Genomic DNA, 22,514 nt, shown 5'->3' on the forward strand with positions numbered 1-22,514 from the left:
CATTATTGGAGTCCTCCTTGGTTAACTAAGTTAGGGGTCATCTCGCCACGATTTGACACCCCGTATCATACCAAGAGGGCTCCTTTTTGTTCAAGTCCCCGAAAATCCTTCTAACAGGAATGCTCCTATTTTTTAATGTTTTTGGCTTTTTTTAATGGTTTTAAATACTTTGATACAAAGTTTGTGGTTGTATCACCGGAACGGAATGCCTGATGGGAAATGACCTCTTGCAGCATCGGAATATTTGTTTTAATGCCTTCTATTTGGTAATTGGCTAATGCCCTTTGCAATCGGTCAATGGCTTCATCCCGATTACTGCCTTTTACCACCAGTTTGGCAATCATCGGGTCATAAAAAGGGGTAACGCTGGAATTCCCGTGAATCGCCAGCTCATGCCGGACACCCGGTCCCTCTGGCAGTTCTAAATTTGTGATTTTCCCTGGAGAAGGGAAAAATGTTTTGGGGTCTTCTGCGTAAATTCTTACTTCAATCGCGTGACCGTCACGTTTTACCTCTTCTTGTGAAAAACTTAGTGCTTCACCTGCAGCAATTTGCAACTGTTCCTTCACCAGATCCAACCCGGTAATTTCTTCTGTAACCGGATGTTCGACCTGCAAACGCGTATTCATTTCAAGGAAGTAGAAGTTTTGCTGCTCATCTACCAGAAATTCAATGGTACCGGCGTTTTTATACCCAATAGATTTAGCTGCTTTGACGGCTGCATCCCCCATTTTTTGACGGGTGAGTTCCGTTATAAATGTGGACGGTGCTTCCTCCACGACTTTTTGGTGCCGCCGCTGAATGGAACATTCCCGTTCCCATAGAAACACGGTATTTCCAAATCCATCTGCCAAAACTTGAATCTCAATATGCCTTGGATTTTCTACATATTTTTCAACGTACATAGCCCCGTCGCCAAAGAAATCAGTAGCCCTTTTTTGGTTCCCTGCGAACGCTTTGCGGATTTCATCTCCATTTTGAACCAGCTGCATTCCAATTCCGCCTCCGCCGGCAGAGGCTTTTAGCATTACTGGATAACCAATTCTGTCCGCAGCTTCTACTGCCTCCTCCGCATCTGTAAGCGGATAAGTAATACCCGGAACAACCGGAACACCTGCCTCTTCCATTGCTTTACGGGATTCAATCTTGCTGCCCATTTTGGAAATAACCTCTGGTGATGGTCCGATGAAGATTAGTCCCTCTTCTTCACAACGGCGGGCAAATTCTGCATTCTCGGAAAGCAGTCCATAGCCGGGATGGATGGCCTCTGCCTTTGACAAACGGGCGACTTCTAAGATTTTATCGATGTTTAAATAGCTTTCTGCTACGCGGGGACTTCCAATTAAATGTGCCTGATCTGCCATTTTTACATGGGGAGCATCTGCATCGGCTTCGGAGTATACTCCAATCGTATGAATCCCTAATGCTTTACATGTCCGCATGATGCGGACTGCAATTTCACCACGATTAGCGACTAACACCTTTTTGAACATGCTTTCCACCCTTTCTATAAATTATGGATTCAGTTTTCCTCTTTTTTTACTAATCTAGTATTTAAAGATATGTAAATCTTTTTCCTGTCAATCTCATAGCGGCCGTTGGAAAGAAGGCGGCAGCAGTCATTTGCCGAACAAATGACTGGCCCTAGTCAAACATTATTTAACCGTTTTATGATTGGCAACTTTCTCTTGGATTTCGACGACTGTAGCAGGGTCTTCCAGCCCGGTTATATCACCGCTGACATTTCCCGTTACAACGATTTCCTTTAATAAACGGCGCATAATTTTTCCGCTGACCGTTTTTGGCAGCATATCTGCAAAAATAATCGTTTTTGGAAGAGCAATTTTCCCAATTTGCTGGACAATATTATCATTAATCCGTTGTTCTAATTCTGCGATACCTTCAAAATTGTCTGCCAGGCGGACAAATACTAGTGGAACTTCTCCTTTGATTTCATCAGGAATCCCAATGATGGCACATTCGGAAACACCCTCGACCTCAAGTACAGCACTTTCCATTTCCATCGTACTTAATCGGTGGCCTGCTACATTAAAGGCATCATCAGAACGTCCAACCACCCATATATATCCATCTTCATCAATTAGTGCTAAATCGCTGGCATAATAACAGCCCTCCACTTGGCTAAAATAGGAGGCAAAATAGCGCTCTGGTTCTTTCCATAGTGTGCGGCACAGCATTGGAAATGGTCTTCGTATAACCAAATTACCCAGCTGGCATGGTTTAACCGAATGGCCTTCAGCATCCACTACATCAAAAACAGCACCTAAAAATGGAATACCTGCAGCTCCCGGTTTCATTGGTGTCAGCCATGCAGCCCCGGCTATAGGAGAGCCCGCCGTTTCGGTCTGCCCCCATGTATTATTGATATATACGTTTTTCTTTCCTAATACTTCATATGTCCAATTCCATGTTTCAGGATCAAAAGGTTCTCCGACAAGTGAAATAACGTCAAGGCACGATAAATCATATTGCTCTAATGGTTTTTCCCCCATACTCTTCAACATTCTTAAAGCAGTAGGAGCAGTAAATAATTTATTCACCCGATATTTTTCAATGATTTGATAAAAACGATCTTTTGATGGATAATCAATGGCTCCTTCCAAAACAACGGTTGTAACACCATTTGCTAAGGCACCGGTAATTCCCCAAATATGCATCGTCAGCCAGCCGATATCAGCTGTACACCAGAAAACATCATCATCATGGTGATCCATATGATACTTTGCATAAATGTAATTTTGAATCACAAAAGCCATCCCGGAATGCACGACGCCTTTAGGCTTTCCGGTCGTGCCGCTGGTATAAAACACGATTCCGCTCGCGTTAGCTTCCAGTCTTTCAGGTTCACAAATGATACTTGCCTTTTTAGTCTCTTCATGCCACCAGTAATCCCGGCCCGCTGTCATTTCAACCTCCGTGCCTAAACGGTTGACCACAATTACGGCCTCAATAGAAGAGATGACCGGTGCAACATGATCAACCTTTTCTTTTAAACGAATAACTTTCCCCCGGCGGACGGTTGCATCCGCCGTCACCACTACTTTCGGTTCAAAGTTGATAAGTCGATCTGTCAGCGATTTTTCGGAATAGCCTGCGAAGACTGTATTATAAACTGCACCAATACGGAAACAGGCTAAAACCGCAATAAAGGCCTCCGCAAGATTCGGAAGAAAAATAGCCACACCATCGCCTTTTTTTACACCAAATGACCGAAGAACATTTGAAAATCGATTGACTTCCGCCAGAAGCATATTATAGGTGTAAAATTTGGTTTCGCCATTTTCACCTTCCCAAATGAGGGCTGTCCTGTTGCCGGCACCATTCTTTACGTGCCGGTCGAGCAAATTAATACTTGGGTTACTAATACCGCCTGCAAAAAAGCGAAAATCGGGGAGCTGCCCGCTAAGAGTTTCATTCCATGGTTCATACCACATAAGTTCACGGGCGGCTTGATCCCAAAAGGCTGCCGGATCTTCTTGGGATTGTTTCAAAAGTTGTTGAAATTTTTCAGTACTCCCAATAGAGGTAGAGCGTACTTTTTCTTCGCTCGGGAAAACGAGTTTGCTTTCTGAAACGACTTTTAAAATTCCATTTAAATCCATATAACGGCTCCTTTTATCAATTTTTATTCATTCTAGTAAAACTAGTTAGCACCCAAGTTGTTTTGCAATGACCATCCTCTGGACTTCAGATGTACCTTCGCCAATTTCCAAAAGCTTAGCATCGCGGAAAAATCTCTCTACTTGATATTCCTTCATATATCCATATCCGCCATGAATTTGAACGGCTTGATCGCATACACGCATACAAATTTCAGAAGCAAATAATTTAGCGTATGCTGCTTCTTTTTTAAATGAACGGCCTTTGTCTTTTAACCAGGCAGCCTTATAAACCATATTCCGGGCCAATTCAATATTCATCGCCATATCAGCCAATTTAAATTGGATAGCCTGGAAGTTTGATATACTTTTTCCAAACTGCTTCCTTTCCTTTGCATACTGAAGGGATTTTTCAAATGCCCCTTGTGCAATCCCGACAGCCATAGCCCCAATGCCAATTCTTCCGCCATCAAGGGTAGCTAAAAATTGTTTGTAGCCATTTCCCTCTTTGCCAAGCAGACTATCCTTGGAAACCCTTACATTTTCAAATATTAATTCAGTTGTATTGGACGCATGGAGACCCATTTTTTCATAATTGCTAAGTACCGTAAATCCCGGTGCATCCGTTGGAACGATAAAAGCACTGATGCCGTTAATACCTTTAGATTTATCTGTTACAGCTGTGACGGCAAGATGTTTGGCATAGCTTGCATTGGTGATAAAGCATTTTGATCCATTAATGACCCATTCGTCTCCATCCAGCACAGCAGTTGTCTGTGTTCCGCCGGCATCGGATCCCGCATTCGGTTCAGTCAAACCAAATGCCCCAAGGGACTCTCCAGTACAAATTGGGGTTAAGTATTTTTCTTTTTGTTCGTGGGTCCCAAATAAATGAAGAGGTGCACCGCCTAATGAAATATGAGCAGAATATGTAATTCCTGTTGATGCGCAAACACGGCTAAGCTCTTCCGTCACGATAGCAAAACTAATTGTGTCTGCATCACCGCCGCCATATTGCTCCGGGAAAGGCAGACCCATAATCCCCAGCTCACCCAGTTTCGAAAAGACTTCCCTGGGGAATTCCCCTGTACGGTCCCGCTCATCTGCTCCAGGGGCCACCTCTGCTTCAGCAAATTCTCGAAGTAACTTACGAATCATCTCTTGTTCTTTTGTTAAATCAAAATTCATCACTAAGGCACCTTACTTTCCTAATATTCTGACTAATTTTGACAAAAAACTTCCTTTTTCCTCTCATTTGGCAATAGGCCTGCTTAACTGGAAGACAAAAATCCCTAACCAAGTCCCTCTTCCATTATTTTTGGAACTTTCTTATAATTATAACTGTTAGAAAATATAATTCTATGTTCATTTCTCTGAATAATTTTAGGAAAAATTTGTGACTTTTACACAAAAACTTGTAAACAATTAAATTTTATGAGTTGGGATGATGAATGATGCAAGATACATTAACACATCGACAATTAAAGTCCTTAATCCATGTTTCAAACGTCATTAATTCCTCATTAGATATTGACACTATTTTTGATACCATCCTAAATGAAGCAATTTCCGTCGTTGAAGCCGGCGGAGGCGGATCCATTTGGGTTTTTGACAAACAGCAGGATCGTTTAATTGCAAAGTCAGCTCAGGGGCTATTTTATCCGCATATCTTTAAATCCATAAAACTTCATAGCGGCGAGTCCATGACCGGAATGACTTTTGCTGCGGCAAAATGTCTTGAATTTCGGAACGATGCAGAAATTAAACAAGCCTTGGCTGCATTAACTCCATTTAATCGGGATTTATTGGAGCGGTCCATACCAAACAACATTCAATTCACATCAGTCATTTCTTCCCCCATTTTACAAAAAGGAGAATGTATCGGTGTTATCACCTTAGATGCTTTTGAAAAATCGCTGCATTTTAAGCAGGAGGATATTCATCTATTAGAAGCAATTTGCCACCAAGCAGCCATTGCCCTTGAAAGATCTACCCTTTACCGTGAGAAGGAAAAAACGGTACACAAACTTTCTCAGTCGCTGGAAACTCATAGAAATTTAGCAAACCTTGTGGTCAATGGAGCGGGTATCCAATCCATTATGGAATATATCCATAAAAAAATTGGACAGCACATTTTTCTCTTCGATGATATTGGAGTACCAATATGTTCAGCTGGCCTGTCCTCCTTTACAGAGGAAATGACCGAATATTTTAAGCAATATGCCAGGCAGGTTATCCCCTTACTTGAAAGTTCACGAACCGTTTCCGATATTACATTAGGCGGAGAAAACTACCAATTAATTATTTTATTTCTCGGCTCCAAATTAAAATCTTTAGGTGTTTTGATGATTCTATCCAAACAGAAAATGGGAGAATTAGATATTTCAGCCCTTGAACATGCCTGTACCATTATCTCCCTTGAACTGGTAAAAGAACAGGCAGTCATCGAAACACAGCAGCGATTAAGAGGGGAATTCGTCACAAAGCTTTTTTCAGGACAGATGGATGAAACGTTAATTTCAAAGGCAAAAAATTTACATTTCGACCCTAACAGGAATTATGTTGCTTTTATTATAAATGCTGTAAATCAGCCAAATGGACAAAAGTCTGTTGACAATAGCACCTCTAGAAATTTACTCCATATGACTAATCGATTATTGCAAGAAAGAAATTTGCAGGGGATGGCGGTCATGAATGAAAATCAAATCGTCGCCCTTCTTTCCTATCACCCCAAATTATCTTCATCCAGTATTATTGCTGAAACAAAAGAACTCGCAAAAATGTTACTGAATCGGATTCAATTAAAATATCAAGAGATGGATTTATCCATTGGCATTGGAAGAATGAAGCCTGGGCTGCTTTATGTCCATCAATCCTTTAAAGAGGCAATTAAATGTATCAAATTTCTAAAAAACTATCAATTTGAGCATCCTGTCCTTTGCTATACAGACCTTGGGGTACAACGGTTTATTTTGCAAAACTCAGAGGAAGAACTAATCGATTTTATCCAGGAAGTTTTAGGTCCCCTGATTGAATATGAACAATCTCGAAAAGGAGAACTATTGAGTACCTTAATCGCGTATTTCGAACAAAATCAAAATATCAAGAAAACTGCTGCTTCCCTGCATATCCATACAAACACCTTAAACTATCGATTAAAGCGGATTAGTGAGATTCTCTTAACAGACTTTTCGGACAGTCAGCAGTTGTTCAATATTCTTTTAGCATGCAATATTTATCAATATATTAAAAATAAGGAGACATTGCCGTTAAATAGATCCAAGACCTCATCGCAATGATGATTTATATTTATTGGCTCTGTATCTGGTTCGCATTTGGGCAGTACAAGCTGTTTCTATTGACCTGTAAATGGGGGGGCTTGATATTGTGGTTAATCTTGGCTTCCTTCATTGACTGTACATGCTGTTTTTCTTAATCGGCGGTCAATCCAGGGGATCTCCTTTGACCGCAGATACGTTTTTTCGTGGTTTGCGGTCAATCCAGGACTCTCCCATTGACCGTACATACAGTTTTTCTTGGTTTGCGGTCAATCCAGGACTCCTCCTTTGACCGCAAATGCAGTTTTTCTTGGTTTGCGGTCAATCCAGGACTTTCCCATTGACCGTACTTGCTGTTTTTCTTGGTTTGCGGTCAATCCAGGGCTTTCCCATTGACCGTACATGCCGTTTTTCTTGATCGGCGGTCAATCCAGGACTTTCCCATTGACCGTACATACAGTTTTTCTTGGTTTGCGGTCAATCCAGGACTTCTCCTTTGACCGTAAATACAGTTTTTCTTGGTTTGCGGTCAATCCAGGACTTCTCCTTTGACCGTAAATACAGTTTTTCTTGGTTTGCGGTCAATCCAGGACTTTCCCATTGACCGTACATGCCGTTTTTCTTGATCGGCGGTCAATCCAGGGCTCCTCCTTTGACCGCAAATGCAGTTTTTCTTGGTTTGCGGTCAATCCAGGACTTTCCCATTGACCGTACATGCTGTTTTTCTTGATTGGCGGTCAATCCAGGACAGTCCCATTGACCGTAAATACAGTTTTTCTTGGTTTGCGGTCAATCCAGGGCTTTCCCATTGACCGTACATGCCGTTTTTCTTGATCGGCGGTCAATCCAGGGCTCCTCCTTTGACCGCAAATGCCGTTTTTCTTGATTGGCGGTCAATCCAGGGCTCCTCCTTTGACCGAAAATACGTTTTTTCCTGTTTGACGGTCAAACCAAAACTCTTCCTTTGACCATACATGCATTTTTTCATATGCTGCGGTCTTTCCCAAAACCTTTTTTTCCTAGACAGCCCTTGAAAGATTAAGCTCACACCGTCCCATATGGTATAATAATTCTTATTTTAGAAAAGGGGTCATTACATGAATAAAAAAGATATTGAGTATAAAATCCGGGAATTAAAAATGGATTATATCCGCCTGCAGAATGACTTGGAAAAGATGGAAAGTGTCAATGGCAATATTTCTCCTTTGGAAAAGCAGCTGACGGAAATGGAAGAAGAACTCCGCTCCCTTAATGAAGCGTTGAAAAAGGCATTGTAACCATGATGAGCCCCATTGTATAAAAAGCATATTTCTTGCCTTTTTTTAAAAATAGGAGGAACATAAGCTTTGGGGACATACTGATAATGATTCCCATTCATATTTTGTAAGCGGAATCAATTTGGTGTGTTTTACATAACAACAGGGGAGAGATTCAATATGATTTACGCTAATCCTAATACCGATGGAGCCGTTATTCAATTTAAAGAGAAATATGACAACTTTATCGGCGGCAAATGGGTTGCACCGGTAAAAGGCCAATACTTTGATAATAAATCACCAGTCACAGGGGAAGTTTTTACTAAAGCAGCTCGTTCTTCTGCAGAAGATATTGAACTTGCATTAGATGCTGCTCATGCTGCAAAAGATGCATGGGGTAAAACTTCCACAACTGAACGTGCCTTAATTTTAAATAAAATTGCTGATCGTTTAGAAGAAAACTTAGAAATGATTGCAGTAGCTGAAACATGGGATAACGGGAAAGCTGTACGTGAAACATTGAATGCTGACATTCCTTTAGCAATCGACCACTTCCGCTATTTTGCCGGAGCCATTCGTGCACAAGAAGGACGGACAACTCAATTAGACAATGATACGGTCGCCTACCACTTCCATGAACCGCTTGGTGTTGTCGGTCAAATTATTCCATGGAACTTCCCAATTCTAATGGCAGTATGGAAAATTGCCCCAGCACTTGCTGCAGGTAACTGTATCGTCTTAAAACCTGCTGAACAAACTCCAGTATCTATTTTAGTCGTAATGGAATTAATTCAAGATTTACTTCCAGCCGGTGTCCTAAATATTGTTAACGGTTACGGCGTTGAAGTTGGTAAGCCGCTTGCAACGAATCCAAGGATTGCAAAAGTTGCCTTTACTGGTTCTACTGCTGTCGGCCGTCAAATTATGCAATATGCAACAGAGAACATTATTCCTGTTACCCTTGAGCTTGGCGGTAAATCACCTAACGTCTTCTTTGAGGATGTTATGGATAAAGATGATGAATTTTTAGATAAAGCTATTGAAGGTTTTGTCATGTTCGCCCTAAACTCTGGTGAAATTTGTACATGCCCTTCTCGTGCTCTAATCCAAGAATCCATTTACGATAAATTTATTGAACGTGCATTAGAAAGAGTGAAGGCGATTAAAGTCGGTAACCCTCTTGATACAGAAGTCATGATGGGTGCGCAGGCTTCGCAGCAGCAAAAAGATAAAATCTTATCTTACATCCAGCTTGGTAAAGAAGAAGGCGCCGACCTATTAATTGGCGGAAATGTAAACCATCTTGGCGGCGCACTTGAAAATGGCAACTATATCGAACCAACTGTATTTAAAGGCAACAATAAAATGCGTATCTTCCAAGAAGAAATCTTTGGCCCAGTACTTGCGGTTACAACATTTAAAGATTTCGACGAAGCGATGGAAATTGCTAATGATACCCTTTACGGCTTAGGTGCCGGCGTATGGTCAAGAAGCGGCGATATTGCTTATCGTGCAGGCCGCGGTATTCAAGCTGGCCGTGTTTGGACTAACACTTATCACCAATATCCTGCAGGAGCAGCCTTTGGCGGATATAAAATGTCAGGTATCGGCCGTGAAAACCATGCTATGATGCTAGAACACTATCAACAAACAAAATGTTTGTTAGTCAGCTATGATCGCAAAGCCCAAGGATTCTTCTAAATCGAAAGAAGGGTTAAAAAATGGTCGAACGTGTTGTAGCAACAGATACAGCGCTATCCTTAATAGAGCACATGAAAAATATTCATGGTTCTATCATGCTGTACCAATCCGGCGGCTGCTGTGATGGCTCTGTTCCGATGTGCTACAGAGAGGGAGATTTCCGAATTGGGGATTCAGATGTATATCTAGGTTCCCTTGGCAGTGTTCCCTTCTATATGCATAAAAGTCAATATGAGTATTGGAAACATACGCAGTTAATTATCGATGCAGCAACAGGTCCTGGGGCGGAATTCTCACTTGATAGTATCGAAGAACAACATTTCATTACACAATCACGTGTTTTCACAAATGAGGAATATGAAGAAGTGAAAACACTTCTTTAAAAATAAAGGGACTGTCCTGAATAGTATGGCATTCGCTGCAGATTAATGACACAAAAGGGTATAGAACCGAAACGATTCTATACCCTTTATTTATATTGATATATCAAATAATTTGCAGGTAATGACCAAACCAAGATGTGTGTGAATGACTTTTTCAAAAAGGAAGTTTGGGGCATTGAGAAAACATTGGTGTTCATATGCTGCAATTCATAATAATATTTATAAACCTTCTAATAAGGAAAATCCTATGTTTTGATCGTCATTTAGTCCTAATCTATAATTAGCTAGAACTACAGCGGCGGCCTTTTTTTCTTTATCTATTCCTAAAAATGAACTAAAGCATCCTGTCCCGCCGCTATGCCAAATGACATTATTATTTTTCTTTAAAAGCCACCATCCAAGACCCATATTATACTTCTTTTTTCCATTTCCATGCTTTTTATGACAAAGAGATAGATATGGTTTATCTTCGTAAATATTTATTTTTGCATATTGCAGCAGATCCTCAGCCGTTGAACTTATTGCCCCTGCAGGTGATAAAAGATTAGTTTGGTTCCATTTCCAGTTGCCGCAATCATGATTATTTTTGTCATAACCATGTAAGTTATTGTCTGATGTTCCTAAATATGTATCGTTTAGTCCAAGTTCATTTTGCAAAAAATCATTCATCGTGTCCCAATATCCTTTGCCTGATACAATCCCAAGCCCATACCCAATAAGTGACATACCAAAATTTGAATATTTCCATGAATAATCCGTGTCCCTCAACTTGTTTCTTTCAATAAGCATTATCATTTTGTTAAACTCCATCTTTAAGGGATTATTTTTATTCATATCACCACCGCCGCTTATTAAGCCTAAAGTAATTTTGAAATATTCCCGTTTATTTAATGGCAGTGTTTCTGAATATCCAGAAGAGTGAGTAGCAAGACGGAGCAATGTAGGATAATACTGGTCTGTTTTAAGTTCTTCCATATAACTTTGTATTGAATCGTTTAATGACATCTTGTTTTCCATTAAATATTTTGACAATAAAGATGTAGTAAAAGTTTTGGTAATAGAGCCAATCTCATAATGATATTTTTTATATGAATCAAGTTCTCCATTTACATTATAAATTTTTATCCCAGAATCATTGCCTGTTAAATAACCAATAGTTAACTTTACATGTTTTTTTCCTTTACAGGTCTTTTTAATTAATCGTAATGTTTTATCACTTACTTCAAACATATTTATTCTCCCCCCTGAGAATATTTTTTTAATGTATTCAAGATTGCCATTAATTTTCTTAAAAGTTTACTATATTTGGTTACTCTTGAAGGCAAGAACCTTCACCTATTTTATGATAGTCGCAAAGCTAAGAATCTATCAAAAACCTTGATGTAAAGATATGGGAATGTGACGGTATCATGGTAATAAAAAGTGCCAGAAACCCTGTGAAGTTGACAAGGTCCTGACACTTTTCATTACTTAGTAATTTCAAATCCTAACCGGATTGCCGGCATGGCTGACCCTGGGTGATCAGTTGAATAAGTCAGCTGAGGAATTAGGGTCATATCTGTTTCTTTTTCTTTTTGCTTATAAATGCCTGGATATAAATCAATGATGTGATATCCGGGTTCTCCTGTTGCAACTACATCAAATGTTAAATCCCCCTGACTATTAAATGCACACAAATAGCCGGTGTAGGCATTATCATAGGTCAAATAATAAGCATTATCAAATTCTGTCCAGCCGCCGCCTTTGATTGTAATTTGAATATTAGTTCCAACTGGTCCCGACTTTGGAGAAATATTTGCGATGGATGGCAGTATTCGCAAATAGCCTTGACCATATACTTCATCCCCTGACTTTAAATCAATCCGATGAGGAATTCCTCCAAGATCATCTGGAATCGTGAATTCATAGGTAACATTTCCTTTTGAGTCCGTTTTAACGGTCCCAAGTTTAGAGGAATGTTCTGCAAATCCAAGCCCTGAAACCCGGCTTCCCTTCATTGTATTCCAAATCATATCGATACTTTGGTTTTTCGGCAGTCCTGAAGCCTTTATTTGAACAGGGGTTCCGACTGTTCCTTCAGTCTTATCCAATTGAATTTCGACACCCGCTTTATTTTTAAGCTCCGGCATTTTTACACCGCCATTCGCTGCTTTCGGAGCCGGCTCTACATAATCTTTAACGATCGGCTTTTCATCTGTTACTTCAAACATAAAGTCTGGTGCAGGTTTATCAGGGTATGGTGATTGTTTATAGTTGATATATTGCATTCCAAGATACCCGGTTCTTATTCTGACAGCATGCTCACCCGGCGGTCCTGCTGCGCGAAATTTAGCTTCTGCAGTTCCATTTGTAGAAATAGCTGTAATCAGACCGGTATACTTATTATCATAGGTTAACTGCCAGTTGCGCATATAGGTGCTCCAGCCTAAACCTTCTACTTTTACGGTAATCTCAGTGCCTGGGGCTCCGGACTCTGGAGACATGGTAAAAGTCGGATCTACTGTAAAACCTGTCTGGCCAATTTTCGTTCCATCCGAAATCACATATACTGTATGATCGCCGCCAAAGCCTTCAGGAATTTTGAAAGAACCCTTCCACTCCCCGTTGGCATCACTTTTCCCCTCAACCAAGGGAATTTCCTTTTCAGTGAATATTGGTCCAATCACTTCGTAAACACCTTTAATATCATATTTTCCCTCTGCTGTCGCCCAAACCAGCTGCACTTTTTTGCTGGGCACCAGCTGGTTTACATTAAATTCAATTGTATCGCGTATCTTCCCCCTGATACTTGACAGTTTGATGTTATTTTTAATTGCTGCTTTTTTCTCTCCATTTGTGGATGCTTTAACTGATTTTACCACCTTAGACTCAGACTTGGGCATGTCATTCCCACAGGCGGTTAATCCGACTCCTAGCGCAGCCATCGTCAGAATAGCAATGGCTTTCTTACATTGTTTGAAAATCAAATCGGTTTCCCTGCCCTTCTATTCTACGACCACTAGAGCTGCTGTCATTTCACCATGTCCTGAACCACAAAAAACACTGCAGTGAATTTTATATTCACCAGGTTTATCCGGTGTAAATTTCACTGTTCCATTTGGTTTATTAAGTGACACATTTAATCCCTCAATCATGACGCCATGTGAACCTTCTTTAGAAGTTAATTTTAATGTAACTTCCTGCCTTGCTTTCACATAATACTTATCTTCATTAAACTTAAAATTAGAAGCCACAATATCAACGTTTTGATTTGTCTTGATATTGGCGGTATCTGCTGCTTTAGCTTCCTCTTTCTTCTCTTCCTGTGGTTGAGCCTGTGCTCCTTTTGCTTTTGAATCGACAATAGTTAACAACGATGGAGCCACATTAAATGGTCGGAATTCTCCTTTTCTATTTCCATCCTCTGCGGTCACGTAATATTCCAATGTTCCGGTAGGTGTTTTTTCCGTTACCGGATACGCAACTGTCCAGAATTTAACGTCTCCTCCTGGGGGGTGCTCCCCATATTTCATGTCTAATTCCTCACCTGTTGACAAGTGCAGTTTTAACTTAGCGCCCTCCACCTGCTTATTCGAATTCGGGTCTGTTGCATTCATTCGGAAAACAATTTTATCTCCGGCAGCAAAACGGCTCGCAAGTACACATCCGCCTTGTTCAGACACCGTATCACCTGAAACCATTAACAGATTGCTCTTTGCTTCCTTTGCTTCCGTATTAGCAGTCTTTTTCGCAGTACTGCTTGTTTCTTGGCTGCTGCAGGCCCCAACAATTAAGGCACTACTTAATAATAAACCTAATAAAACGGATCTTTTTTTCTTTATCACTTTTCTCTCCCCCTTGTTAACCTTTAAGATAAATACGGCCTTCTGTCCTCCTTTTTATGTAGATAAACAATCAATCTGCCACTTTACTCCTATAACATTTATAATCTTTGTAATGCTAAAGTAGTACTTTCATCTTATGTTTTTAAAAATTCTGTATATTTTACACAGAAGAATACTATAGTCATAGGCAAAATGGATTATTAGCGTCGATGATTTTAATACATCCAAATTCATTTCAGGTATTTTCCTCAACCGACTAACTTCATTTATTTGATGAGTTTTTCTAAATAATTAGCATGGAAGATAAAAGGTGAAATAAAAAAAACGCTAGGCAATATCCAAAAAACGGAATTACCCAGCGCAATTCATTATTAAGTTAAATGTCCACACATACTGATAAATGTCGATGAGTGATGATATCGAGTACTATGTGTCTTTTCATTATAGTACGCGGGCGTTCGTTTTTTTCTTGAGTACCGCGGACCATGATGCTCTTATAGTGCGCGGGCAATCGTTTTTTCTCAAGTATCGCGTACCATGATCCTCTCTTAGTGCGCGGGTGGCCGCTTTTTCTCGTGTACCGCGCTCTATGAACCTCTCTTAGTGCGCGGGTGGCCGCTTTTTCCCGCGTACCGCGCTCCATGATCTTCTCTTAGTGCGCGGGTGGCCGCTTTTTCCCGCGTACCGCGCTCCATGAACTTCTCTTAGTGCGCGGGTGGCCGCTTTTTCTCGTGTACCGCGCTCTATGAACCTCTCTTAGTGCGCGGGTGGCCGCTTTTTCTCGTGTACCGCGCTCTATGAACTTCTCTTAGTGCGCGGGTGGCCGCTTTTTCTTGTGTACCGCGCTCCATGATCTTCTCTTAGTGCGCGGGTGGCCGTTTTTTCTCGTGTACCGCGCTCTATGAACCTCTCTTAGTGCGCGGGCGTTCCTTTTTTCTCGCGTACCGCGCTCTATGAACTTCTCTTAGTGCGCGGGTGGCCGCTTTTTCTCGTGTACCGCGCTCCATGATCTTCTCTTAGTGCGCGGGTGGCCGCTTTTTCTTGTGTACCGCGCTCTATGAACTTCTCTTAGTGCGCGGGTGGCCGCTTTTTCTTGTGTACCGCGCTCCATGATCCTCTCTTAGTGCGCGGGTGGCCGTTTTTTCTCGTGTACCGCGCTCCATAAACTTCTCTTAGTGCGCGGGCAATCGTTTTTTCTCGAGTATCGCGTACCATGATCCTCTCTTAGTACGCGGGCAATCGTTTTTTCTCGAGTATCGCGTACCATAATCCTCTCTTAGTGCGCGGGCAATCGTTTTTTCTCGAGTATCGCGTACCATGATCCTCTCTTAGTGCGCGGGTGGCCGCTTTTTCTCGTTTACCGCGCTCCATGAACTTCTCTTAGTGCGCGGGTGGCCGCTTTTTCCCGCGTACCGCGCTCTATGAACCTCTCTTAGTGCGCGGGCGTTCCTTTTTTCTCGCGTACCGCGCTCTATGAACTTCTCTTAGTGCGCGGGTGGCCGCTTTTTCCCGTGTACCGCGCTCCATAAACTTCTCTTAGTGCGCGGGCAATCGTTTTTTCTCGAGTATCTCGTACCATGATCCTCTCTTAGTGCGCGGGTGGCCGCTTTTTCTCGTGTACCGCGCTCTATGAACCTCTCTTAGTGCGCGGGTGGCCGCTTTTTCTCGTGTACCGCGCTCTATGAACCTTTCTTAGTGCGCGAGCGTTCGTTTTTTTTCGTGTACCGCGCTCCATAAACTTCTCTTAGTGCGCGGGCAATCGTTTTTTCTCGAGTATCGCGTACCATAATCCTCTCTTAGTGCGCGGGCAATCGTTTTTTCTCGAGTATCTCGTACCATGATCCTCTCTTAGTGCGTGGTGGGCCGTTTTTTCTCGTGTACCGCGCTCCATGATCTTCTCTTAGTGCGCGGGTGGCCGCTTTTTCTTGTGTACCGCGCTCTATGAACTTCTCTTAGTGCGCGGTTGTTCGTTTTTCTCGCGTCCCGTGCATCATAATCCTCTTATACTGCGCGGCACAATCGTTTTTTCTCAGAATCGTGTACCATGAACATCCGTTAAGTGCGCATCCAATCGTTATTCCTCAAGAACCGTGCTCCTTGATCCTCACATAATGTATAAAACCCGGCCTTTTTATGGGCCGGGTACTATAAACATCTTATGAGGGGCTGCAGCCCATTTTAAAAGATTTCTGCCCATTCGCTGCGTTTGGAGAGCATTTGTTTTGCAAGTTCTTGGGCGCCTTCCAGGCTGTGACTTGCTGCCCAGCCGCATTGTACTTCATTGCAGGCTGGCACTTCTGTTGCTGCCAATACATCATTTAATGTTTTTTCAAGTATATCTAAAATTTCATCATAATTGTCATGATTAATGACTGTTAAATAAAAGCCTGTTTGGCATCCCATTGGACTTACGTCTACGATATGATCAGAATGGTTTCGGATAGTTTCAGCCATTAAGTGCTCAAGCGAATGAAGTGCCGGCATTTCCATATGTTCTTTATTTGGCTGCTTGAAACGGACATCATATTTATGAATAACATCCCCGTTCTTCCCCTCTTTCACTCCTGCTAAACGGACAAACGGTGCTTTTACTTTTGTATGATCAAGGTTAAAACTTTCTACATTCATTTTCTTTGTCATTTCCATCACTCCTAATCTCAAAATTAATGACTATTACAAACCCATGTTTCTATTGTACACTCATAGCTTCTTTTTTTCTAAGGTAGAAATTTCATGGTTTTCTGATTAGGCGTTTTTATCAAATTTGGCCTCTTGGCCCCTGGCTTTTTCCCCATTTGCTTATTGCTTGCATAAGAATGACATCAAGAAAATATGATAAGAAGAAAGAGTGCTGACTAAGGGGGATGCCATAGTGGCTATTTTTAATAAAATTGCTTTATTCTTTGTTATTTTATATTCAGCTTTCATTATCATAAATACTTACTTAGGAGAAACTGAACGAGTGCAGTCCAATGTTATTTATTTTTTGATGAATGGATTTGCCTATATTGTTACGGCAATGGAGATGGAAAAAGAGAAAATACTGATGGAAACCATCTGATTGAATAAGGAGCCTGGATTTCCCGGTTCCTTTTTAATTTTAACAAAATTCCCATATTTACAAAATATTTACACCTGATTCATTTATCCTTAGTAAAAGCTGGATATACTAAAATTAACAGGAATTGATACATTCCTTTTCATTAAAACTTTGAATTGGGGGATTATTTATATGGATACTATTTTAAATTTTCTTGTCCTATGGTTTCTTTCTGTGTCCTTCATGAAAATTTTTTATTACTCCTTTTTCAAGCCCAAATCTGATTCAGAAAAGTTCCCCTGAATTTCGCTTTTTCCTGCTGATTCCATTTGAACCCTGTCTAAACTAAATTAAGCATCTCCGCAAATACTTCGCTCCAGTTTTTTGATTTAGCCAATTTTTTTCGTTCTCGTATCCAGTCTTCTTGATTTTTACTCCCCTCTAAATGTTCGCATGCACGGATAAATTGATCTGAATTTTCACTGTCTAAATAAGTATAAACTGATTCCTTTGCATATTTTCTCGTTGAAGGCAAATGCAGACCTACTACCGATTTACCCGCAGCCAAAAATTCAAATAACTTTAATGGAAAGACCGCTTGATTATATTGTGATGCCTTATAGGGCATAATCCCGATATCAATTACATTCATATATTTAGGGACTTCGGAAGGAGCAACACTTCCCGTCCACACTACATTATTTTCCCTTAATAATTGTTTAAATGCAGGATGATCATTCGTCCCATCTGGTCCCACGAACAGAAACAGCCATTCCGGTTTCTTCCTTGCCGCTTCTTGAATGAGTTCAAAATCGAGTTTTGGTTTGATTCCCCCGATAAATCCTAAAACAGTACCATGAAAGCCAGCAGGGAGAACATCCTCTTTTTTAAGCTGCGAATTTGTAAATAGTTCAAATTCTACCCCATTTTCAAAGGTAAAAACATTCCCTTTTGTCCCTGTCTTTTCCTCAATTCTTGTTCTTAAATAATCGGAAGTACAAAAGATTACATCCGCACGCTGAATAATTCGGTCCTCTGCCTTTGAGATGATATTCCTTCTTGCGGCAGCCTGAATGGATTGCTTCCCACTCATTGGTGATGCCCATAAATCGCTGCAGTCATAAATAACCTTAGTCCATGGAAAAAGCTCTGCAAGCAAAGGAAATCCAGGAAAGGTATACCACAACTGTAATGTATACTCCCCCTGGAATGGCTGTAAATAGGACAGAAATGGACGGACTTTCTTCTTATAAAATCCATCGATATAGCGGCCAAAGCGGAATGCTTTTTGAGGAAACAAATCTGGGACAGTCCATTGGGCAATTCCATTCCTCAATCTTTTAAAAGATTCTCCTTCTTTTGCCGGTGTCGGACAAAGCCAAATGACTTCCTTGGTATCAGGATGGCGCTGTAAAAATTCTGCCAGCCTATGTCTTCGATAACGAAGCTGGTCCTGCTCCCATTCCCCTGTCGCCACTATGACATGCACATTCTTCATTTGTACCATCCTCTTTCATATTCTCTTTACAACGGCATTAAAAGCATAATGTGAAAAACACCAACACGCTTTCAATACATTTAATTTTTCAACCTTCCGATAAACAAACCAGTTCATCTTTGCGGCTTTCCACTTGTTTTTAGAAATCGATGGGTTTCCAATCCGATATTCAGCCAAAATCTCATTCAATCCATATGCCGGGATGCCCTTTTTTAAAATGGCGAGCCATGTGGCTAGATCCTGCCGCGTTCGGATGTTGGGCATTTGAATAGGTCCTGTTTTATAGCGGTCAATCATGACAGTCAAGCAGCCGATAATGGTATTTTTCAACATATCGTTATAGGAAATCATCGTTGGTGCCGCGACCTGCTTATTCAGCGGTTCACCATCATTTGAGATTATTTCATAACCAGTAAATGTAAAGGCATAGTTATTCGAAAGCATGAAGTTTAGCTGCTTTTCTAATTTGTCCGGTTTCCAGCAGTCATCGCTGTCAAGAAAAGCTACAAATCTGCCCTTCGCCTGTTTCAATGCCTCGTTTCGGGCGACAGCTGCACCGCTATTACGTTCTAAATAAACAACACGGATTCTGTCATTTTCCTGTTCATAACGTTTTAAGATGGCTGGCGTCTCATCCGTAGAGCAGTCATCTACAATCACCATTTCCCAATCTTTAAAGGTTTGCTTCTTAACCGATTCAATTGTCTCCTCAATAAACAAACTGGCATTATATGAAGGGGTTATAATGGAGATCAATGGCTCATGTGAACTCATAAACAATACCTCCTATTATTTTGACTGCTCTCGAAAAATCACCGGAATGAAAATCCATAAAAAACTTAAAGTGATGCCCAATACTATTCCTAAAACGGCCCTTTCCTTTGAACCAAAAGCCCGGTTTTCTGTCGTTACATCTTCCTTATCTGCCGGTTTTAACACCGAGGCAGGCTTTAGGTCATATAATGTTGTCTCTAGTTCATATAAGAAGCGCTCCTGCTCTACTTTCGCCTCGGGTACTGCTTCATCTTTTTCCAGTTGTTGAATCGATTCTTCTATAATTCTCTTTTTTTGTTGATACCTCTCTTTGTCAATATCGATAAACGCGTTTGTAATCTCACCCAGCACCATCGCTGCATTTTCCTCTGTATCGCCTGTATAGGTTAGTTTAATCATGTTATCCGCTGCTGTACTCACCTGTAATTTGGTCATTATTTCATCTTGCTTTTCCTCCCATAGACTAGCTAAATGGGTTTCATAAAAAGGAGCTGTTGTCAGCAGAACCGTGACTCGTTTTGGATTATTAAGTTCCTGAGAGCCATAGTTTCCAAGAGTAATAACGGCTTCTGCCGTAACACTCGATTCCTCTTTGCCCACTGGGAGAAGCCATCCGCAAGCACCAAGCAGAACGGTAAAAGCGATTAGTAATAAAGAGTACTTCTTACTTCTATCTTTTATCCTTTGAATTTCAAGCATTCGAAACCTTCTCCTTAGCAGGAATTTCTCGAAGTTCATGTTCGGTCCCAGCAAACACAGAAACCATCGAAATGATAAAACCTAAAAACACCCAATGAAAGAATAAATTGCTAACCGAACTTGGACTGATACTAGAAACAAGGAAGCCTGCCATCCCCATCATGCCAGCTTCCAGCAATACTTTATATTTTTGGCTGATTTGCCATTGGTAAAATTGATAGAGCCTAAAGAATAGAAAAGCATACATGGTCACATAACCAAGTAAAATCAAAATCCCATAATTGCCCATTATTTCTGCCAGCCAATTATGTACCTCCACTACATGGTTAGTCGCATAAATCGGCTCATTTTTTAAGTAAAATGGGATATTACCAGCTCCAACTCCAAAGCCAAATGTATCAGCGAAATAATGAATGGTATTTTTCAGTAAGTTGATTCTTGCTAAATTGGAAGGAAGTACCTCATTCCCCCAATACGTGTCTGAAGCATTTATCAAACTCGTAATCTTATTAAAAATCTTGCCGCTAAAAGCCATAAGGACAAATAAAAGCGAAGCTGTCCCAGCTATTGCTGTTATCTTCTTTAGAAACTTCGGAAGAAGGATAAAAAAATAAGTAAGCAGCCCCGCTCCGATTCCCAACAGGCTGGCACGTGATTCTGTCCAATATATGGTCACCACACAAAAACAAGCAAGCAGCAGACTAACTGTTTGCAGCCATACTTGTCTGCTGTTTTTAGTTAAGGCTATGTAAAAAAAGAACGAAATGGTAAGAAATACGGCTAAATCATTTTGATTAAAGAATACAGCGGTTGGATAAAACCGTTTATATTCTGCAGCTCCATAAAGGGTTGAGGTTGGAAGCTGAATACCAGTAAAATGATTGATCAAGCCCATCGCCAGTAAAATAATGGTCATCAACAGCCAAATTCCATAAAAACAAAACAAATCGGTCATTTTCTTAAATGTGAAGACTGCCAAGAAAACAAACAGAATACCCAGTCCTAAAAGGAATAATGCTTTCACTCCCTCGATCATTGACTTTGCCCAAAGCAATGATAGGAACCCATAGACAAGCCAGAATAACAGAAAGAGAAGAACCCCTTTTACATTGGTTTGATTCCAATAATGAGAGAGATTCCTTTCTGCCATGACATGGGAGATAAAAAAGACCGCCGTTACTATAAGCACAATTCGATACAAGAATAAATGAAAAAAACCGACGTCTATACTTAAAAGTGACTGATTAAGAAATGTTGTCATAACAAGTATGTACATGAAGGCCGGATATAGCGGTTTAGGATAAAAAGTAATTTTAATTAAAACCATCACGACCGGAACTGCTAACAATCCGAGAAATATCACTGCTCCCTTTTCCAATCCAACTAGTGAACAGGCAATGGTAAACACTGCTAAGAAAAATGCTGATATACTTGCTGCTTGTTTTACCAGTAAATTACTATGCATTACTCTTCCTGCTCCTTTGCTGCCTAAAAGTTTAATAGCTGCAATTGTTTAGCCTTATAAGCAAAACGGAGCGTCTCTTGTAATCCCTCAAACAACTCAGTTGACGGCTCCCAATCCAGCAGTAATTTTGTTTCATCATTGACCAGAATGCTGTGTCTGATATCACCTAAACGCTCCTGCTTGTAGATGGGGAGTATACTAGCCCCCGAAGCCGTCCTCATCATTTCAACTAGTTGATTGATTGAGATTCTAGATCCTGAGGAAACATGAGCAATAATATTTTCCTTCGTTTTTAGTGCCTTCACATTTGCAGCTGCTACATCCCTAACAAATATGAAATCTCTCGTTTGCTCTCCGTCCCCAAAAATGACAGGTGCTTTATTCTCTGCCAGAAGGTCTGAAAAAATGGCCACCACGCCACCCTCTCCTTTTGCATCCTGCCTTGGTCCGTACACATTGCTATAACGTAAAATGCTATATGGAAGGTGATAAAGCTTACTGGATATTTGTAAATAATTTTCCACCGCTGACTTCGATAAGCCATATGGAGATTCCGGATGTACAGGGTGATGTACGGTTATTGGCAGGGTATCTGGATTTCCATAAACGGCAGCCGATGAAGCAAACACAAATCGCTTAACCTTACATTTTATGGCTGCTTTCAAAACATGGAGTGACCCCCGTATATTTACACTTTCATCAAATAGCAGATCTTTCACCGATTCAGCTACACTTACCTGAGCAGCTTGATGGATAATATAGTCCGGATGAAAGGAAACGATTAAATCAATGACCCTTGGGTCTGTAATGTCTTGATGAATGACTTTTACAGGTAAATGCTCGAGGTTTGCCCGCCGGCCTGATGAGAAATTATCAATAACCGTAACTTGATAATTATTTTGAAGCAATTCCTCCACTATATGAGAGCCAATAAAGCCGGCACCTCCAGTAACAATTACTTTTTCCATCGAAAACC

Annotated in this window: 17 protein-coding genes; 5 read left to right on the forward strand and 12 right to left on the reverse strand. The window is 40.9% G+C overall.

All coding sequences use genetic code 11. The features are described from left to right. Positions 1–125: 125 nt before the first annotated feature. The 3 genes from M3183_RS24020 to M3183_RS24030 all read right to left on the reverse strand — a co-directional run bounded on the left by M3183_RS24020 (position 126) and on the right by M3183_RS24030 (position 4,808). Positions 126–1,493, reverse strand: a complete 1,368-nt coding sequence (locus M3183_RS24020; protein WP_251473790.1) for an acetyl-CoA carboxylase biotin carboxylase subunit — start codon at positions 1,491–1,493, stop codon at positions 126–128. Between the two features lie 162 nt (positions 1,494–1,655). Beyond that, a complete protein-coding gene (locus M3183_RS24025) occupies positions 1,656–3,623 on the reverse strand; it encodes an acetate--CoA ligase (protein ID WP_251473791.1) in 1,968 nt (655 codons plus the stop codon). A 45-nt stretch (positions 3,624–3,668) separates the two neighbouring features. After that, on the reverse strand, positions 3,669–4,808 hold the full coding sequence (locus M3183_RS24030; protein WP_251473792.1) for an acyl-CoA dehydrogenase: 1,140 nt from the start codon (positions 4,806–4,808) through the stop codon (positions 3,669–3,671). Between the two features lie 263 nt (positions 4,809–5,071). Here M3183_RS24030 and M3183_RS24035 point away from each other — a divergent pair, with 263 nt between their 5' ends. From M3183_RS24035 to M3183_RS24050, 4 genes are all read left to right on the forward strand, one after another. Further along, positions 5,072–6,919, forward strand: a complete 1,848-nt coding sequence (locus tag M3183_RS24035) for a helix-turn-helix domain-containing protein (RefSeq protein WP_251473794.1) — start codon at positions 5,072–5,074, stop codon at positions 6,917–6,919. Between the two features lie 1,076 nt (positions 6,920–7,995). After that, a complete protein-coding gene (locus M3183_RS24040; RefSeq protein WP_251473796.1) occupies positions 7,996–8,175 on the forward strand; it encodes an SE1832 family protein in 180 nt (59 codons plus the stop codon). A gap of 159 nt (positions 8,176–8,334) precedes the next feature. Then, entirely contained in the window at positions 8,335–9,855 is a 1,521-nt protein-coding gene (gene exaC, locus M3183_RS24045; RefSeq protein ID WP_251473798.1) for an acetaldehyde dehydrogenase ExaC, read from the forward strand. 20 nt (positions 9,856–9,875) lie between these two features. Continuing rightward, entirely contained in the window at positions 9,876–10,238 is a 363-nt protein-coding gene (locus M3183_RS24050) for a DUF779 domain-containing protein (protein WP_251473801.1), read from the forward strand. A 219-nt stretch (positions 10,239–10,457) separates the two neighbouring features. On the opposite strand, the gene M3183_RS24055 is transcribed toward M3183_RS24050, so the two are convergent. The 4 genes from M3183_RS24055 to M3183_RS24070 all read right to left on the reverse strand — a co-directional run bounded on the left by M3183_RS24055 (position 10,458) and on the right by M3183_RS24070 (position 16,708). After that, positions 10,458–11,468 carry a serine hydrolase domain-containing protein gene (locus tag M3183_RS24055; protein ID WP_251473802.1) on the reverse strand — a complete coding sequence of 337 codons (1,011 nt, stop codon included), beginning with the start codon at positions 11,466–11,468 and terminating at the stop codon, positions 10,458–10,460. Between the two features lie 236 nt (positions 11,469–11,704). Beyond that, positions 11,705–13,204 (reverse strand): hypothetical protein, encoded by a 1,500-nt coding sequence (locus M3183_RS24060; protein WP_251473804.1) that lies wholly within the window; start codon positions 13,202–13,204, stop codon positions 11,705–11,707. Positions 13,205–13,222: 18 nt separating this feature from the next. After that, positions 13,223–14,062, reverse strand: coding sequence for a cupredoxin domain-containing protein (locus M3183_RS27365; RefSeq protein ID WP_251473805.1), 840 nt, complete (start codon positions 14,060–14,062; stop codon positions 13,223–13,225). 2,178 nt (positions 14,063–16,240) lie between these two features. Beyond that, positions 16,241–16,708 (reverse strand): S-ribosylhomocysteine lyase, encoded by a 468-nt coding sequence (locus tag M3183_RS24070; protein WP_396953760.1) that lies wholly within the window; start codon positions 16,706–16,708, stop codon positions 16,241–16,243. A 226-nt stretch (positions 16,709–16,934) separates the two neighbouring features. On the opposite strand from M3183_RS24070, the gene M3183_RS24075 reads away from it, so the two are divergent. Next, positions 16,935–17,123, forward strand: coding sequence for a hypothetical protein (locus M3183_RS24075; protein WP_251473807.1), 189 nt, complete (start codon positions 16,935–16,937; stop codon positions 17,121–17,123). 319 nt (positions 17,124–17,442) lie between these two features. Here M3183_RS24075 and tuaH read toward each other — a convergent pair whose 3' ends face one another. The 5 genes from tuaH to M3183_RS24100 are packed head-to-tail and all read right to left on the reverse strand — an operon-like array spanning position 17,443 to position 22,506. Beyond that, positions 17,443–18,609, reverse strand: a complete 1,167-nt coding sequence (gene tuaH / locus M3183_RS24080) for a teichuronic acid biosynthesis protein TuaH (RefSeq protein WP_251473808.1) — start codon at positions 18,607–18,609, stop codon at positions 17,443–17,445. A 6-nt stretch (positions 18,610–18,615) separates the two neighbouring features. Continuing rightward, positions 18,616–19,374: a teichuronic acid biosynthesis protein TuaG gene (tuaG, locus tag M3183_RS24085; protein WP_251473810.1), complete on the reverse strand. Its 759-nt coding sequence runs from the start codon at positions 19,372–19,374 to the stop codon at positions 18,616–18,618. A gap of 15 nt (positions 19,375–19,389) precedes the next feature. Next, positions 19,390–20,073, reverse strand: coding sequence for a hypothetical protein (locus tag M3183_RS24090; protein ID WP_251473825.1), 684 nt, complete (start codon positions 20,071–20,073; stop codon positions 19,390–19,392). Beyond that, the gene (tuaE, locus tag M3183_RS24095) at positions 20,066–21,538 is read right to left on the reverse strand and encodes a teichuronic acid biosynthesis protein TuaE (protein WP_251473829.1); all 1,473 of its coding nucleotides are present in this window, start codon (positions 21,536–21,538) and stop codon (positions 20,066–20,068) included. The genes M3183_RS24090 and tuaE overlap by 8 nt, the downstream gene beginning before the upstream one ends. Before the next feature lie 23 nt (positions 21,539–21,561). Beyond that, a complete protein-coding gene (locus M3183_RS24100; protein WP_251473833.1) occupies positions 21,562–22,506 on the reverse strand; it encodes an NAD-dependent epimerase/dehydratase family protein in 945 nt (314 codons plus the stop codon). Positions 22,507–22,514: the final 8 nt, after the last annotated feature.

Source organism: Neobacillus mesonae, from assembly GCF_023715155.1.
In the GTDB taxonomy this organism is placed as follows: Bacteria; Bacillota; Bacilli; order Bacillales; family Cytobacillaceae; genus Neobacillus; species Neobacillus mesonae_A.

Coding starts and splice junctions, on each gene's coding strand:
- M3183_RS24020 (WP_251473790.1), bottom strand. CDS start 1,493: ATGTTCAAAAAGGTGTTAGTCGCTAATCGTGGTGAAATTGCAGTCCGC.
- M3183_RS24025 (WP_251473791.1), bottom strand. CDS start 3,623: ATGGATTTAAATGGAATTTTAAAAGTCGTTTCAGAAAGCAAACTCGTT.
- M3183_RS24030 (WP_251473792.1), bottom strand. CDS start 4,808: ATGAATTTTGATTTAACAAAAGAACAAGAGATGATTCGTAAGTTACTT.
- M3183_RS24035 (WP_251473794.1), top strand. CDS start 5,072: ATGATGCAAGATACATTAACACATCGACAATTAAAGTCCTTAATCCAT.
- M3183_RS24040 (WP_251473796.1), top strand. CDS start 7,996: ATGAATAAAAAAGATATTGAGTATAAAATCCGGGAATTAAAAATGGAT.
- exaC (WP_251473798.1), top strand. CDS start 8,335: ATGATTTACGCTAATCCTAATACCGATGGAGCCGTTATTCAATTTAAA.
- M3183_RS24050 (WP_251473801.1), top strand. CDS start 9,876: ATGGTCGAACGTGTTGTAGCAACAGATACAGCGCTATCCTTAATAGAG.
- M3183_RS24055 (WP_251473802.1), bottom strand. CDS start 11,468: ATGTTTGAAGTAAGTGATAAAACATTACGATTAATTAAAAAGACCTGT.
- M3183_RS24070 (WP_396953760.1), bottom strand. CDS start 16,708: ATGGAAATGACAAAGAAAATGAATGTAGAAAGTTTTAACCTTGATCAT.
- tuaH (WP_251473808.1), bottom strand. CDS start 18,609: ATGGTACAAATGAAGAATGTGCATGTCATAGTGGCGACAGGGGAATGG.
- tuaG (WP_251473810.1), bottom strand. CDS start 19,374: ATGAGTTCACATGAGCCATTGATCTCCATTATAACCCCTTCATATAAT.
- M3183_RS24090 (WP_251473825.1), bottom strand. CDS start 20,073: ATGCTTGAAATTCAAAGGATAAAAGATAGAAGTAAGAAGTACTCTTTA.
- tuaE (WP_251473829.1), bottom strand. CDS start 21,538: ATGCATAGTAATTTACTGGTAAAACAAGCAGCAAGTATATCAGCATTT.
- M3183_RS24100 (WP_251473833.1), bottom strand. CDS start 22,506: ATGGAAAAAGTAATTGTTACTGGAGGTGCCGGCTTTATTGGCTCTCAT.